Annotated in this window: 10 protein-coding genes; 5 read left to right on the top strand and 5 right to left on the bottom strand. The window is 71.5% G+C overall.

Annotation, left to right across the window (positions count from 1 at the left end):
• The first annotated feature begins 56 nt into the window (after window positions 1-56).
• A complete protein-coding gene (gene folD / locus AC3WQY_RS00305; RefSeq protein ID WP_492704876.1) occupies window positions 57-920 on the top strand; it encodes a bifunctional methylenetetrahydrofolate dehydrogenase/methenyltetrahydrofolate cyclohydrolase FolD in 864 nt (287 codons plus the stop codon).
• Between the two features lie 4 nt (window positions 921-924).
• Window positions 925-2949 carry a M3 family metallopeptidase gene (locus AC3WQY_RS00300; protein WP_492704874.1) on the top strand — a complete coding sequence of 675 codons (2025 nt, stop codon included), beginning with the start codon at window positions 925-927 and terminating at the stop codon, window positions 2947-2949.
• Here the strand turns inward: AC3WQY_RS00300 and AC3WQY_RS00295 are convergent.
• Both AC3WQY_RS00295 and AC3WQY_RS00290 read right to left on the bottom strand, forming a co-directional pair.
• Window positions 2946-5768 carry a M16 family metallopeptidase gene (locus AC3WQY_RS00295; protein WP_492704872.1) on the bottom strand — a complete coding sequence of 941 codons (2823 nt, stop codon included), beginning with the start codon at window positions 5766-5768 and terminating at the stop codon, window positions 2946-2948. The genes AC3WQY_RS00300 and AC3WQY_RS00295 overlap by 4 nt on opposite strands.
• Window positions 5769-5787: 19 nt before the next feature.
• Entirely contained in the window at window positions 5788-6465 is a 678-nt protein-coding gene (locus tag AC3WQY_RS00290) for a FecR family protein (RefSeq protein ID WP_492704870.1), read from the bottom strand.
• A 94-nt stretch (window positions 6466-6559) separates the two neighbouring features.
• Between AC3WQY_RS00290 and AC3WQY_RS00285 the strand changes: the two genes are divergently transcribed.
• Window positions 6560-7291: a hypothetical protein gene (locus tag AC3WQY_RS00285; RefSeq protein WP_492704868.1), complete on the top strand. Its 732-nt coding sequence runs from the start codon at window positions 6560-6562 to the stop codon at window positions 7289-7291.
• Between the two features lie 2 nt (window positions 7292-7293).
• On the top strand, window positions 7294-8550 hold the full coding sequence (locus AC3WQY_RS00280) for a caspase family protein (RefSeq protein ID WP_492704866.1): 1257 nt from the start codon (window positions 7294-7296) through the stop codon (window positions 8548-8550).
• Here AC3WQY_RS00280 and AC3WQY_RS00275 read toward each other — a convergent pair.
• A complete protein-coding gene (locus AC3WQY_RS00275) occupies window positions 8541-11525 on the bottom strand; it encodes an EAL domain-containing protein (protein WP_492704864.1) in 2985 nt (994 codons plus the stop codon). The two genes, AC3WQY_RS00280 and AC3WQY_RS00275, sit on opposite strands and share 10 nt — an antisense overlap.
• 157 nt (window positions 11526-11682) lie before the next feature.
• Between AC3WQY_RS00275 and AC3WQY_RS00270 the strand changes: the two genes are divergently transcribed.
• A complete protein-coding gene (locus tag AC3WQY_RS00270) occupies window positions 11683-13098 on the top strand; it encodes a sensor histidine kinase (RefSeq protein ID WP_492704862.1) in 1416 nt (471 codons plus the stop codon).
• On the opposite strand, the gene AC3WQY_RS00265 is transcribed toward AC3WQY_RS00270, so the two are convergent.
• Complete coding sequence (locus AC3WQY_RS00265; RefSeq protein ID WP_492704860.1) at window positions 13099-14259, bottom strand: MFS transporter; 1161 nt, start codon at window positions 14257-14259, stop codon at window positions 13099-13101.
• Window positions 14256-15608 carry a DNA recombination protein RmuC gene (locus AC3WQY_RS00260; protein WP_492704858.1) on the bottom strand — a complete coding sequence of 451 codons (1353 nt, stop codon included), beginning with the start codon at window positions 15606-15608 and terminating at the stop codon, window positions 14256-14258. Before AC3WQY_RS00260 ends, AC3WQY_RS00265 begins: the two co-directional genes overlap by 4 nt.
• Window positions 15609-15713 lie beyond the last annotated feature (105 nt).

Raw genomic sequence — 15713 nt, 5'->3', positions numbered from 1 at the left:
CCCACCCGAGGCCGCTGATTGTTCAGCGGCCTTTTGCATTCCAAGGAGTCCTCACCATGACCGCCCAACTGATCGACGGCAACGCCCTCTCCAAGCAACTCCGCGCCGAGGTGGCGCAGCGCGCCGCGGCGCTGACGGCCAAGGGGCTCAAGCCCGGCCTGGCGGTGGTGCTGGTGGGCGACAACCAGGCCAGCCAGGTCTATGTGCGCAACAAGGTCAAGGCCTGCGAGGACGCCGGCCTGCACTCGGTGCTGGAGAAGTACGAGGCAACGATGAGCGAGGCCGAGCTGCTGGCGCGCGTCGAGGCGCTCAACAATGACCCCAGCATCCACGGCATCCTGGTGCAGCTGCCGCTGCCCAAGCACATCGACGACCACAAGGTCATCGAGGCGATCTCGCCCGAGAAGGACGTGGACGGCTTCCACGTCGCCAGCGCCGGCGCGCTGATGGTGGGCGAGCAAGGCTTCAAGGCCTGCACCCCTTATGGCTGCATGAAGATGCTGGAGAGCATCGGCATGAAGGACCTGCGCGGCAAGCATGCGGTGGTGATCGGCCGCAGCAATATCGTCGGCAAGCCCATGGCGATGATGCTGCTGCAAGCGAACGCCACCGTGACCATCTGCCACAGCGGCACCGCCGACCTGGGCGCGATGACGCGCCAGGCCGACGTGGTCGTGGCCGCGGTGGGCAAGCGCAATGTGCTGACCAAGGACATGGTCAAGCCCGGCGCGGTGGTGATCGACGTGGGCATGAACCGCAACGACGAAGGCAAGCTCTGCGGCGACGTGGACTTCGAGGGTGTGAAGCAGGTGGCCGGCTGGATCACCCCGGTGCCGGGCGGGGTCGGCCCCATGACCATCACCATGCTGCTGGTCAACACGCTAGAGTCGGCCGAACGCTGCGCCGCTGCGAATCGCTGAGCCCATGAGCAACCCTCTTCTCGCCAACACCGCCCTGCCGCCATTCGCGCAGATCCGCCCCGAGCACATCCAGCCGGCCATCTCCGCCTTGCTGGAGCAGGCCCAGCAGGCCCTCGCCACGGCCACCGCCGACGCCACGCCGGCCGACTACGACGCGCTGGAAGCCGTGCTGAGCGTGGCCACCGAGCGGCTCTCGCATGCCTGGGGCGCGGTGGGCCATCTCAACGCCGTGGCCAACACGCCCGAGCTGCGCGAGGCCTACAACGCCATGCTGCCGGCGGTGACCGAGTTCTATACCAGCCTGGGCGCCGACGAAAAGCTCTTTGCCAAGTACAAGGCCATCCACGCCAATGCGGCCGGCTTGAACCCGGCGCGCCAGCGCGCGCTGACGCTGTGGATACGCGACTTCGTGCTGTCCGGCGCCGAGCTGCAGGGCGAGGCCAAGGCGCGCTTTGCCGCCATCCAGGAGCGCAGCGCCGAGCTGGGCCAGCAGTTCTCCGAGCATGTGATGGACGCCACCGATGGCTTCGCCTATTACGCCACGGCCGATGAGCTGGAGGGCGTGCCGGCCGATGTGGTGGCGAACGCGCGCGCCGCGGCCGAAGCCGAGGGCAAGGACGGCCACAAGATCACCCTGCACTTCCCCTGCTATCTGCCGGTGATGCAGTACTGCAGCAACCGGGCGCTGCGCGAGACCGTCTACCGCGCCTATGTCACGCGTGCCAGCGAACTCGGCGCCAAGCCCGAGCTGGACAACAGCGCGCTGATGCGGGAGCTGCTGGCGCTGCGCCAGGAAGAGGCGCAGCTGCTGGGCTACGCGAGCTTTGCCGATGCCTCGCTGGTGGCCAAGATGGCCGACTCGCCCGCCCAGGTGCTGGAGTTTTTGCGCGAGCTGGCCGCCAAGGCCAGGCCGTTTGCGCAGCAGGACCTGGCCGAGCTGCGCCAGTTCGCCATCGACCAGGGATGCACCGACATGCAGGCCTGGGACCATGCCTATTACGGCGAGAAGCTGAAGGAGGCGCGCTACGCCTTCAGCGACCAGGAGGTGCGCCAATACCTCACCGCCCCGCGCGTGCTGCAGGGCCTGTTCGACATCATCGAGCGCGTCTTCAATGTGCGCATCGTCGAGGACAGCGCCGAGGTCTGGCACGAGAGCGTCAAGTTCTACCGCCTGGAACGCGCGCAGCAGACCATCGGCCAGTTCTACCTGGACCTGTACGCGCGCCCGGGCAAGCGCCCCGGCGCCTGGATGGACGAGGTGCGCAGCCGCTGGGCCCGCCCAGATCGGGAGGGTCCAGGCCGGCAACAACTGCCGGTGGCCCAGCTGGTGTGCAACTTCGCATCACCGTCTGGCGACAAACCTGCACTGCTCACGCATGACGATGTGACGACGCTGTTCCACGAGTTCGGCCACGGCCTGCACCACCTGCTCACCCAGGTGAACGAGCTGGGCGTGTCGGGCATCTCGGGCGTGGAATGGGATGCGGTGGAGCTGCCCAGCCAGTTCATGGAGAACTTCTGCTGGGAATGGGAGGTGCTGCAGCAGCTCTCCGCCCATGTGGACAGCGGCGCGCCGCTGCCGCGCGCCCTGTTCGACAAGATGACGGCGGCCAAGAACTTCCAGTCCGGCCTGCAGACCCTGCGCCAGATCGAGTTCTCGCTGTTCGACATGCGCCTGCACGCCGAGCCGGGAAGCGAAGGCCAGATCCAGCTGCTGCTGGACGAGGTGCGCGCCGAGGTGGCGGTGAACCCGCCGCCGGCCTTCAACCGCTTCCAGCACAGCTTCTCGCACATCTTCGCGGGCGGCTACTCGGCGGGTTATTACAGCTACAAATGGGCCGAGGTGCTGAGCGCCGACGCCTGGAGCGCCTTCGAGGTGGAGGGCGTGTTCAACGCCGCCACCGGCGAGCGCTACCTGAAGAACGTGCTGGAGATGGGTGGCGCGCGCAGCGCGATGGAAAACTTCAAGGCCTTCCGCGGCCGCGAGCCGCAGATCGACGCCCTGCTGCGCCACCAGGGCATGGCTTAAGGCTTCTTGTCAAAGTCGCCGGCGGTGCTGATCACGAAGCCCTCGGGCTTCACCAGCCGGCGCCAGGCGGCGTTCACCTGCGCCAGCGTCGCCGCCTGCAGGCGCGCCTCCTCCTCCTGCTCGGCCAGCCAGCTGCGGCCATCCTCGCCCAGCGCGTTCAGCTGGGCGGCCAGCTGGCCCTCGTTGGCGCGCGCCTGCAGCGCGGCCTGCAGCAGCGCCGTCTTGGCGCGTGCCAGCTCGGCGGCGCTGACGCCATCGCGCGTCATGCGCGCCAGCTCCTCGTGCACCAGCGCCAGCACGCGCTCGCGGTTCTGCGGCGCGAAACTGCCGCTGATCACCAGCCCGCCCTCCTGGCCCCAGTAGCTGCTTTCCAGCGCGGCGCCCACGCCATAGCTGAGCCCCTCCTTCTGGCGCACCCGCTCCGACAAGCGACTCTCGATGCCGCCGCCACCGAAGATGTGCACGGCCAGCAGCATGGGCAGGTAGTCGGCATCCTTCTGGTTCAGCGCGAAGCGCTGGTCCATGCGCAGGCTGGCATTCGCCTTGTCGCGCACGCTCACGTCGAAACGCGCCGCAGGAATCGCCACATGGCTGGAGAAATGGCGCACGAAGCGCGGCGCCTGCGGCTTCTTCCAGCCGCCGAAAAGACGCTCCAGCGCCTCGTCCAGGCCCGCGGGCAGCGCGCCCACCACCGCCACCTGGGCCTCGTTGGCCGACCAGAACTCGGTGTGGAAGGCGCGCACCTCGTCCAGCGTGATGGCCTGCAGGCGCGCGAGCCGGTCATCCACGCTGGGCAGGTAGTCGGCGTCGCCGAAGCCCACGCCGCGCGCCTGGTTGTAGTGCAGCCTGGTGGCCTCCTGGCGCTTGGTTTCCAGCTCCTCGCGCGAGCCGCGCAGCGCGGCCAGGCCGGCCTGCCGGATGCGCTCGAAGGCATCCGCGGGCAGGGCCGGATGCTGCAGCACATCAGCGGCCAGCTGCAGCGCCTCCAACAAGGTGTCGCGCTCGGCGCTCAGGTAGAGCGTGGCGCCCTGCGCGCCGCCGACCACGCGCAGGCCCGCCTTCAGGCGCACCAACTCGTCGCGCAGCTTCTGCTTGTCCAGCGTCGCGCTGCCCTCGGTGAGCAGGTCGTCCACCAGATCGCCGCCGCGCAGCGGCTTCATGGCCTGGCGCTCGCCCCAGCGCAGCTGCAGCTGCAGCAGCACGGTATTGCCGCGCGTGCGCTTGTTGAGAACCTGCAGCCGCATGCCGCTGGGCAGCTGGCGGCGCTCGGTGCGTGCCTCCAGCAGCGCCGGCGTGGGGTCGAATCGCTCGCCCTCCTCGAGCTTGGGCGGGCCCTGCAGATGCGCCAGGCGCTCGTCCAGCGCCGGTGCGGCGGGGATCTCGACGCGCTCGACCTGCTTGGCCGGCAGATAGCGCCCCAGCGTGCGGTTGGCCGGGCGCAGATAGGCGCGACGCACCCGCTCCACATCGTCCAGCGTGACGCGCGGCAGGTCCTCCATGAGCTGGAACAGCAGGCGCCAGTCGCCCGCGCCGAGCAGGGACGAGATCTGCTGGATCAGGGCCTCGGGCCGCTTCATCTGCTCGCGGTAGGAGAGCAGCGCCAGCTCGCGCACGCGCTGCAGCTCCGCCTCGTCGAAGGGCTTGCCGGCACGCCCCTCCAACAGCTCCAGCAGGCGCTGCTCCACCTTGGCCGCATCGGCATCCGGCGCCAGCGCCACGAAGGCACGCACCGCGCCGGGCCCCTGCCCGCCCATGCCGCCCAGGCCGGCGGCCAGCGCCAGCTTGCTTTCCACCAGCTCCTTGTAGAGCAGGCCGCTGGGTTGCAGCGACATCAGCATGCCCAGCACCATCAGCGGCGCCGAATCCGCATGCGCCGCGGCCGGCACGTGGTACTGCACCATCAGCATCGGCTGCCCGCCCACGCGGCGCACCACCACGCTGCGCTCGCCATCCTGGGCCGGCTCCACCGTGTAGGGCTCACGCAGCGGCGCGGCCGGGCGCGGCAAGGGCCCGTAGATGCCGGCGATGCGCTGCAGCACCGCCTCCGGCTCGAAGCGCCCGGCCACCAGCAGGGTGGCGTTGTCGGGCCGGTAATAGCGCCGGTAGAAGGCCTGCAGGTTCTCGATCGGCACGTTCTCGATGTCGCTCTTCGGGCCGATGGTCGAGTGGCCATAGGCATGCCAGTCATAGGCCACCGCCTGCACGCGCTGGAACAGCACCTGGTTGGGGTTGTTCTCGCCGCGCTCGAACTCGTTGCGCACCACGCTCATCTCCTTGTCGAGATCGGCCTTGGCGATGAAGGCGTTGAGCATGCGGTCGGCCTCCAACCGCAGCATGAAGTCCAGCGTCGGCTCGCTGGCATTGAAGGACGCGAAGTAGTTGGTGCGGTCGGTGGTGGTGCTGCCGTTGAAGCGCACGCCGCGCGCGGCCAGCTCGCCGGCGATGTCCTGGTGCGCGGGCGTGCCCTTGAACACCATGTGCTCGAGCAGATGCGCCATGCCGTACTCGCCCTGCGATTCATGCCGGCTGCCGACCCGGTAGGTGATGTTGACGGTGGTGGTGCTCTGCGCCTCGTCGGGGAAGAGCAGGATCTGCAGTCCGTTGGGCAGGCGGTATTCCGAAATGCCGCCGAGCTCGCGCACGAACTCGGCGCGTGGTGATGGCAGCGGCGTGGCACTGCGCTTGGCGGGCTGTTTGGCCGTGCTGACGGCTGGCACCGCCGGCTTGGCAGCGGCCCAGGCAGGCGGAACGGGCGCCAGCAAGGCAAGGGCCAGACCGGCGGCCACCCAGGCCGCCGGCCCTGCGAACTTCAATGTCATTGGAAACAATCCTTGTTAATCAGAAACCACCCAGGCGCTGCTGGATCTGCTGCACGCGCTCGGCCGACCAGGCCGCGGCCTCGCTGCACTGGCCCTGGGCATCGCAGCGCGTGCCGTTGCGCGCCGCCTGCAACAGCACCGGCCTGGGCTTGCGCGGCTTGCCGAGCGCCGGCGCCTTGCTGCTGTAGGGGGCGCTGGCGCCGTCATCAATGGCAGGTTCTGGCTCGGCCGCCAGCGGCTCCACCGCCACCGCGCCGCTGCTCACATGCACGGCGGTGGCCAGGTCCCCGGCCACCTCGACGCTGAATTCCGTGCCGCGCACCGCCGTCACCGCGGTGGGCGTGCGCACGCGCCAGCTGCCGCCGGCGGCCGGCTTGACCTGCTGGCCGATCAGGCCCAGCTGCAGCAGCAGGGCGGCCTCGCGCGGCTGGCCCGGCCCCTGCACGAAGCGCTCGATGCGCAGCTGGCTGCGATCCGCCAGCACCAGGGTGGAGCCATCGACGAAACGCAGCCGCACGCGCGCCTGCGGCCCGCTGCGCAGCTCGGCGCCGGGCTCCAGGCGTTCGCCGGCGCGCAGGCTGCGCGTGCCGGCCGCATCCTGCACCTGGACCTCACCCACCAGGGCCGCCACCTCGCACACCGGCTCGGCCAGGGCGGCCCCGCCCAGCAGGCTCAGGATCAACAACAAGCTGCGCATTTTTGCTCCTTGGCTGGACCGATGGCTTCAGTCTAAGCCCGCACAAGCGCGCCGCAGGCCGCAGAATCAGCTAACTGCTCGCGGAGATCCACCGATGCCCAGCTTCCGGAACGCAGCACTGTTGCTGGCCCTCCTGCCACCCGGCGGCTGGGCGCAGGAATCCGTCACCCAGGCCCTGGACGGCTGCATTGCCGAGCAGCAGCGCGCCGCCAGCGTCAAGGGGGCCGCGCTCGGCGCCCTGGGCAAGCTGGGCTCGGCCCTGCTGTCGCGCCGCCAGGAGCCACGTGAAGAACGCCGCAGCGAAGGCCGCCAGTTGACGCTCAGCGTCGGCGGCGGTGCCAGCATGGGCCTGGCCAGCGCCTGGTTCAAGGCCGCCGGCGCCTGCTACGAGCAGCATCCCGACTGGATCCCCGCCTCGCAGCTGCAGCGCGGCGCCGACTATGCGCGCGCCATCGCCGAGACCGGCTACCGGCCCGAGACGGGCCCGCTGCTGCTGCTGCGCGCGCTGGACATGCCGAGCCGCGTGCGCGCCGGCGAGAGCCTGGAAATCCGCAGCGCCTTCGTGCTGCTGACCCCGCAGGGCGACGAGGCCGAGGTGCTGATCGAACGCCGGCTGTTCGCGATCGCCGACGGCAAGGAGCAGGCGCTGGCCTTCACCGGCCATGCGCGCGAGACCCGCGTGCTGGCGCCCGGCGAAAGCCTGGACCTGGCGCGCCTGCCCATCCCCAAGGAGGTGCCGGTGGGCGTGGCCTACCGCTACGAGTTCAGCGTCGCCGCCGCCGGCCTGCCGGCGCGCACGCTGAGCGCCACGGTGCAGGTCGAATAACGATGCGGCGCCGCCAGTTCACCGGCACCACGCTAAGCCTGCTGCTGGGCGGCTGCGCCAGCCCGCAGATGCCTGGCTACCAGAGCGGCTACCAGGGCTATCAGGTGCCGGAGCCGCTCATCGAGCGCATCCGGCTCAAGCTGCGCGAGCATGGCCTGGCCGAGGCCGGCGTGGCGCGCGACAACGTCGGCCGCGTGCAGCTGCTGGGGCGCTACCGCGATGAAGACGAGGTGGAGCGCGCCTTCCTGATCGTGCAATCCATCGTCGGCCTGAAGTCCTGCTCGCCGCGCTATCCGGCCGAGGTGCAGCAGCGGCATTGGGAGCGCGCGGCCGGCGAGGCGATCGCCGAGCATGCGCGCCGGCTGGCGGCGGCGCGGCGCCAGGCCCAGCCGGCCGGCAGCCGCAAGCTGGCCCTGGTGGTGGGCATCAACGAGTTCATGGACAGCGTCCACCTGCGCCCGATCCAGGGCGAGGACGACGCGCGCCTGGTGGCCACCCAGCTGGGGCGCGCCGGCTACGAGGTCAGCGCCCTGCTGGGCGCGCAGGCCAACAAGGCCGCCATCGAGGCCGCGCTGCTGCGCATGGGCGAGCGACTCGGGCCGGCCGACAGCCTGTTCCTCTACATCTCCAGCCATGGCAACCCGCCCCTGCCCTCGCCCAAGGGGCCGGGCCAGCACCGCATGTCGATCGCCGCCTACGATTCCGGCGACGTCGGCGGCACCCCCAGCCGCGATGCCACCGAGTACCTGCTCAGGCTGCAGGCCAGCTCGGTGCACGACCGGCTGGTGCAGCAGCTGGCGCGCCAGCCCAGCCGCGTCACCCGCGTGCTGGTGGACACCTGCTACAGCGGCGACATGCTGACCGACATGGACGCCGACAGCCGCGGCCAGATGCTGCGCGCCAACGGCGGCCGCGTCGATGTGGAGAGCGTCTCGCTTGCGGCCTGGAGCGCCGATGCGCCCGCAGGCGGCTATGCCTTCATCACCGCCACCAGCGAGGGCCAGGAAAGCCTCGGGCCACCGGTGCGGCCGGGGCAATTCAGCAGCCCGCTGGATCCGCAGCGGGCGCTGCGCGGCAGCTTCTTCACCCAGGCCTTCTTCGACTACCTGGCGCATTTCCAGGGCCAGGTCCAGCCCGCCTTCGAGGCCGCCCAGCGCTTCACCGCGGCCCAGGCCCTGGCCGTCAGCGCGGGCCGGCGGCAACAGCAGCCGCGCCTGTTCAGCACCCTGGCCGCGGACGCGAACAACCTCTACCGCTGAAGCGCCGCCACCACCGCTGCCGCCACCGCCGCCTCCACCCAGCGCTCGGCCTCGGCCGCCGGCAGCGCCTTGGCAAACAGCCAGCCCTGCCCCACCTGCACGCCCAGCTGCTGCAGCAGCGCCGCCTGCGCCTCGTCTTCCACACCCTCGGCCAGGGTCTGCTTGCCCAGCGCCAGCGCCAGGCCGACGATGGTGCGCACGATCTCCTGCGCCTCGCGCCCGGCCGCGAGCCGGATCACGAAGCTGCGGTCCACCTTGAGCGTGTCGAAGGGGAAGCGGTGCAGATAGGCCAGCGATGAATAGCCGGTACCGAAGTCGTCGATCGAGAGCTTGAAGCCCAGCCCGGCCAGCTCCTGCAGCAGCTCGGCGCTGCGCTGCGGATGGGCCATCGCCATGCTCTCGGTGACCTCCAGCTTGAGCTGCCGCACCGGCACCTCGCCCAGCGCCGCCAGGGTGGCGCGCGCGTCCGCCATCAGCTCCAGATCGCGCGCCAGCTGCACGCCGGAGAGGTTCACCGCGATCTCGCCGCGGAAGCCCAGCGCATGCCAGCGGCGCAGCTGGGCGGCCGCCTCCAGCAGGGTCCAGCGGCCGATCGCGGCGATCTGGCCGCTCTCCTCGGCCACCGGGATGAAGTCGCCCGGCATCACCAGGCCCTTGCTCGGGTGGCGCCAGCGTATCAAGGCCTCGAAGCCCAGCAGGCTGCGATCGGCCAGGCGCACAAAGGGCTGGTAATGCAGCTGGAACTGGTCGCCCGCGGCCAGCGCCAGGTCGATCTGCTCGCGCATCCAGCGGCGCGACTGCTCGACCAGCTGCTCGGCCGGGTCGAAGCTATGGGCATGCCCCGGCCCGGCCGCCTTGGCATGCGCCAGCGCGCCCTCGGCGGCGGCCAGCAGCTCGTCGGCCTGCTGCGGCCCCTGGCTGGCATGGGCCCAGCCGACGCAGGCGCTCAGGCGCAAGACCTGACCCTCAGCGAGGCGCAGGCCCGGTTCCAGGCAGGCCAGCGCCTGGGCCGGCAGGCGCTCGTTGGGGCCGCAGGCCAGCGCCAGGCCGAACTCGTCGCCGCCCAGGCGCGCCAGCAGGCCCTGCTCGCCGATCAGCGCGCGCAGCCGCGCCGCCGTTTCGCGCAGCGCCGCATCGCCGGCCAGCGTGCCATGCTCCTCGTTGAAGGCGCGGAACTCATCCAGGCCCAGCAGCAGCAGGCCGATGCCGGGCTGCTGCGCCAGCAACTGCTGCAGCTGCTCGCGGAACAGCGCGCGGTTGGCCAGGCCGGTGAGGCGGTCGTGCAGCGCGTCGAAGCTGATCTGCTGCTGCAGGCGGCGCGCCTCGCTGATGTCGGTGAGCGAGCCCGCCATGCGCGCCACCCGGCCCTGCGCCTGGCCGCCCTCCCGGGTGGCGACGCCGCGCGCCAGCAGCCAGCGCTCCAGCCCGCCCTGGCTGAAGTGCAGCACATGGTGGAACTGCAGGCTGCGCCCCTGCAGATGCGCCTGCAGCTCGGCCTCGAACGCGCGCCGCCCGGCCTCGTCCAGCGGCAGGGTCCAGGCGGCCATGGCGTGGCCCGCCTGGGCCTCGTCCAGCCCCATCAGCGCCAGCCAGCGCGCCGAGTAATAGACCCGCTGACTGCGCAGATCCCAGTCCCACAGCCCGTCGTTGGCGCCCTGCGCCGCCAGCGCATAGCGCTGCTCGCTGGCCTGCAGGGCTTGCAGCGCCGCACGCTTGCGCGCCAGCTCGACGCCGGCGCGCAGGCTGATGGCGCCCAGGCAGGCCGCCCCCAGGGCCAGGGCCGGAAAGGCGAGCGAAAAGATGCGCTGCTGCTGCGCGAACTGCGCCTGCGCCAGCGCCAGCAGGGCCAGCGCCAGCAGCAGCAGGGCCGGCAGCGCGCGCCGCGGCGGCCACCAGGCCAGCAGGCCCACCGCCAGGCCCGGCAGGCACAACATCGCGGCCAGCTCGGCCGCGCCGGCCCAGCGCGGGCGCTGCAGCGCGCGGCCGCTGAGCATGTTGTCCACCACGGTGGCGAGGCGCTCCACGCCCGGCAGGCCGGCGTCGAAGGGGCTGGGGAAATGGTCGCCCGCGCCCAGCGCCGACACCCCCAGGATGGCGATGCGGCCGGCCAGGCGCGCCGGCGCCACCCGGCCGTCCATCAGCTCGATGAAGCTGATGCGCTCGAACTGGCCGGCCGGGCCGTAGTAGTTGACCCACAGGCGCGAAAGCTCGTCCAGCGGCACGCGCAGCGGCCCCGCCTCGACGGCCTCGCCAAAGCGCACCCCGGCCGCGCGCCAGTCCAGCCCGCGCGCCTGCACCGCCAGGCGCAGGGCCAGCGAGGGATAGACCTCGCCGCCCAGGCTGAGCGCCGGGAAATCCCAGCGCAGGCTGCCATCGCTGCTGCGGGGCGCGCTCACATGGCCCAGGGCCGCGGCCGCCTCGGCCAGCGCCGGCAGCGGCGCCAGCAGCTGCGCGGGCTGGTAGCCATGCCGGGCCAGGCGCTGCTCGGCCGCGGGTTCGCTGTAATGCATGAAGGCCTGGGCCAGCAGCTTGGGGCTGGGCGCCGCATCGGCGCCCTGGCCGGGCTGGTCCGGCAGGGCGAAGGGAATCAGCACCCGGCCGGCGGCGCGCATCGCCGCCGCCAGCCGCGCGTCGTCGGCCGCGTGCTCGCCCTTGGAGGCCTCCAGCAGCAGGATGTCGAGCGCGATCGCGCGCGCGCCGGCGGCATGCAGGCGCGTCACCGCCGCGGCCAGCGCGGCACGGTCGGGCAGCGCGCCGCCCAGGCGCTGCAGGCTGGCGTCATCGACGCTCACCAGCACGATGGGCTGCGCCGCGTCGGGCGCCAGCGGCCCGCGCCACAGGGTCTGCGCGTCCAGGCTCCACTGGTCCAGGCGCTCCAGCAGGGAGACCTCGGCGCGCTGGCTCCACAGCCAGATGGCGCCGGCACTGGCCAGCAGCCAGATCAGCGCAAAGCCCCCCAGCGTGCGACGCGTCATGGCTTTTCCCCTCACGTTGCAAAGCGGCCCGGCCAGTAGAACGGATGCGCCGCCGCGGCGCCAGCGCGTTGACCCTCGAAGCAACACCTGGCCCCGCCGGCACCCGTCAGCCTATAGCATGCTTGCTCAGGCAAGCTAGTACCCAGTTGACCTCAGCATGCACCAGCCCAAGCCCCCCGCCATCGACGACCCTGGCACGGCCGAGTTCTACTTCGGCCCGCACAGCGAGCGCTTCCTGCGCATCTTTCTGCGCCTGGTGCTGGCCGCGATGATCGCGCTGGGCCTGCACACGCTCTGGGTGCAGCCGGCCGGCAGCCAGTGGCGCGCCTGGGACAACCTGGCGATCGCCCTGCTGGTGGGCGTGACGCTGCGCCTGATCGCGCGGCAGCGCATGCGCGCCGCGGTGATGGCCCTGCTGTGGGGCATCTGGGCGGTGCTGATGACGGGCGCGCTGCTGCACCCGGGTCTCGGCTACAGCGGCCTCTACGCCTGCCCGCTGCTGCTGATGCTGGCCGGCTGGATGCTGGGCAAGCGCCAGGCCTGGGCCATGGCCGCGCTGAGCATCCTGGCCTTCACCATGCTGGCGGCGATGGAGCCGGCCGCCGCCAAGGCCGGGCGCGAAAGCGCCTGGATCGGCGCGGTGAGCCTGAGTGCCGTGGTGGCGCTGGGCGCGGCGATCGCCGCCGGCCTGGCCGACAGCAAGAAGCGCCAGTACCTGCAGGTGCTGGACCTGAGCCGCAATCTCGAGCAGCGCGTGGCCAAGCGCACCCAGCACCTGGAGGAGGCGTTGGACCAGCTGCGCCGCACCCAGGACGAGCTGGTGGAAGCCAAGAAGCTCAGCTCGCTGGGCTCGCTGGTGGCGGGGGTTTCGCATGAGCTGAACACGCCGATCGGCAATGCCATGATCGCGGCCTCGGCGCTGCACGACCGCCTGCAGGCCCTGGCCAAGGCCGCCGCGGGCCGCAGCATGTCGCGCAGCGCGATGAACGAGTTCATCCAGGTGGGCCAGGAGCTGAGCGAGCTGGTGCTGCATTCGACCCGGCGCGCCAGCGAGCTGATCGCCAGCTTCAAGCAGGTGGCGATCGACGGCACCAGCGAGGCGCGCCGCAGCTTCGATCTGGGCGTGGCGCTCGGCGACCTGGTGCGCGCCTTCGGGCCGATGCTGAAGACGCAGGCCTGGCGCATCGAGCTGGACGTGCCCGCCGGCCTGTTGTGCGACAGCTATCCCGGCCCGCTGGAGCAGGTCGTCACCAACCTGATCCAGAACGCCGAGCGCCATGCCTTCGCGGGCCGCGACGGCGGCCTGCTGCGCATCAGCGCCGAGGCCCAGGGCGAGCGCGTCTGCATCAGCGTCAGCGACGATGGCGCGGGCATGAGCGCCGAGACCGCCGCGCGCGTGTTCGAGCCCTTCTTCACGACCCAGTTCGGCAAGGGCGGCTCGGGCCTGGGCCTGTCGATCTGCCGCAACATCGTCACCGGCCTGCTGGGCGGCAGCCTGACGGTGAGCAGCCAGCTCGGCCAGGGCAGCCGCTTTCGCATCGAGATGCCGCGCAAGGCGCCGCTGCGCAGCTAGCTAGGGGTGGCCGGCGCGCCGCTGCAGCGCGCGTGCCGGCAACTGCGCCAGCACCAGCAGCGCGGCCATCAGCCACAGCGGCGCGGCCGCCACCGAGGCCGCCGCCAGCAGGCCGAAGCCCAGCGGCATCGCGATCGTCGCGCCATTCGTGGCCAGCATGCGCAGGCCCAGGGCCTGGCCGTGGCGCTCCGCCGGCGTGACCTGGTGCAGCATGGACAGCACCATGGGCTGCACCGAGCCCAGCGCCAGGCCCAGCACGGCCGAGCCCAGCATCAGGCCGGCGGTGCCGGGCAGCCAGGCATAGGCCGCCAGCGTCAGGCTGGCCAGCAGCATGGCGCTGCGCAGGGCCTTGAGCTCGTCGAGCCGGCCGGCCCAGCGCACGATGGCCAGGCGCACCAGCGTGGCGGCCAGAGCGAACGAGCCCAGCACCAGGCCGATGCTGGAGGCGCTGAGCTGGCGCGCATGGCCCACCACCGGCACCACGAAGCTGTGCGCGTCCCAGCTGGCCGCCAGCACGATGTTGAGCAGCAGCAGCCAGCGCAGCGGGCCGGTCTTCAGCAGCTCCCAGGCCGGGCGGCTGCGCGCCTGCGCGCTCGGCGGCGCCGGCGTATGGCGCGGCACGCGCTGCACCAGGCCCCAGGCCAACAGCGGCAGCAGCACCGCAAAGCCGAAGGCGGCGCGGTAGCCCAGATGGTCGATCAGCAGGCCGGTGCAGATGGGGGCCAGCGCATTCGAGAGCGCCGGGCCCAGCGCCACCCAGCTGAACACGCGCTTGAGCTGGCTCGGGTCCTCGGCCAGCTGGCCGGCCTCGCGCTGGATCGCCACCGCCGCCACCGCGATGGCGCCGCCGCTGGCCAGGCAGCTGAAGGCGATCGCCGGCAGGCTTTGCGAGGCCAGCGCCACCAGGGCGCCAGCGCCGGCCATCAGCGCGCCGATGCCGACCGGGCGATGCAGGCCATGCCGATCGGCCAGGCCCCCGGCCCACATCGAGAGCGGGATGGGCGCGACCGCGAACAGACTCAGGAGCAGCCCCACCATCCACTCGCCATGGCCGGCCTGCAGCACCCACAGGCTGCCCGCCACACGCGTCACCGCCATGCAGGCGTGCACGGCGATGAGGGTGGCGATCAGCCAGGGAAAGGAAGCCTGGCGCCGCGTCACTCCTCGGCGTCCTCGCCGGCATCGGGCAGCCCCAGCTGCAGCAGCTTCTGCGTGGCCTCGTCGGGCAGCGCCTCGACGCTCTTGAGCTTGCGCGTCATCTGGCGCGTGCGGGTCTCGGCCTGCTCGATGGTGTTGCTGGCCTCGTCGAGCTTCTTCTTGGTCTTGGCCAGTACATCGCCGAACTTGCCGAACTCGGTCTTGACCGCGCCCAGCACCTCCCAGACCTCGGCCGAGCGCTTCTCCAGCGCCAGCGTGCGGAAGCCCATCTGCAGGCTGGTGAGCGTCGCCAGCAAGGTGGTGGGCCCGACCAGCATGACCTTGTGCTCGCGCTGCAGCGCTTCCACCAGGCCGGGGCGGCGCAGCGCCTCGGCATAGAGGCCCTCGGTGGGCACGAACAGCATGCCGAAATCGGTGGTGTGGGGCGGCGCGATGTATTTCTCGCGGATGGTCCTGGCCTCCAGGCGCAGGCGCGTCTCGATGGCCTTGCCGGCGGCCTCGACGCCGGCGGCATCGGCGCGGTCCTGCGCCTCCAGCAGGCGCTCGTAGTCCTCGCGCGGGAATTTGGCATCGATGGGCAGCCACAGCGGTGCGCCATCGTCGCGCTGGCCCGGCAGGCGGATCGCGAACTCGACGCGCTCGCTGCTGCCCGGGATGGTGGCCACATTGGCGGCGTACTGCTCGGGCGTGAAGACCTGCTCCAAGAGGCCGGCCAGCTGCACCTCGCCGAAGATGCCGCGCGTCTTCACATTCGTCAGCACGCGGTTCAGCGAACCGACATCGCGCGCCAGGTTCTGCATCTCGCCCAGGCCCTTGTGCACCTGCTCCAGGCGCTCGGCCACCTGCTTGAAGCTCTCGCCCAGGCGCTGCTCCAGCGTGGCGTGCAGCTTCTCGTCCACGGTGGCACGCATCTGCTCGAGCTTCTTCTCGTTGTCCTGCTGGATCGCGGTGAGGCGCTGCTCGACGGCGGTTTGCACCTGCGTCAGGCGCAGCTCGTTGCTCGCGGACATGGTCTTGAGCTGCTCGCGCATCGCGTCGGTCAGGCGCAGCATCGCCTGGTCCTGCGCCTCGCGCGAGGCGAGTGCCTGCGCGGCGAGCGACTGGTTGCTGTTCTGCAGCCCCAGGTTCAGGGTCTGCTGGAACTGCGCCAGGCCCTGCAGCAGCTCCTGGCGCGTGCCGCTGGCGCTGCGGCCCAGCTCGTCGCGCAGCTCGCGCTCCAGGCGCTCGCTGTTCTGTTGCACCGCCGCCACCAGCTGGGCGACACCCTCGCCACGCCGGCCCTGCAGCACCAGCACGATCAAACAGGCCAGCAGCGCCAGGGCCACCAGCAGAAGAATTTCAACAAGCGTCATGCGGGCATTGTCTCAGCCCCGCTCACGGGCCCGGGGCGCCCACCCGTTCGAGGGGGTGGGAAAGCCCCGGGGCACAAACTTGTGGCGCCGCGCTGGCGGGCCGCT

The sequence above is a fragment of the Roseateles sp. FW301-B2 genome (assembly GCF_058788955.1).
This window is presented reverse-complemented; position numbering and strand designations above follow the sequence as displayed.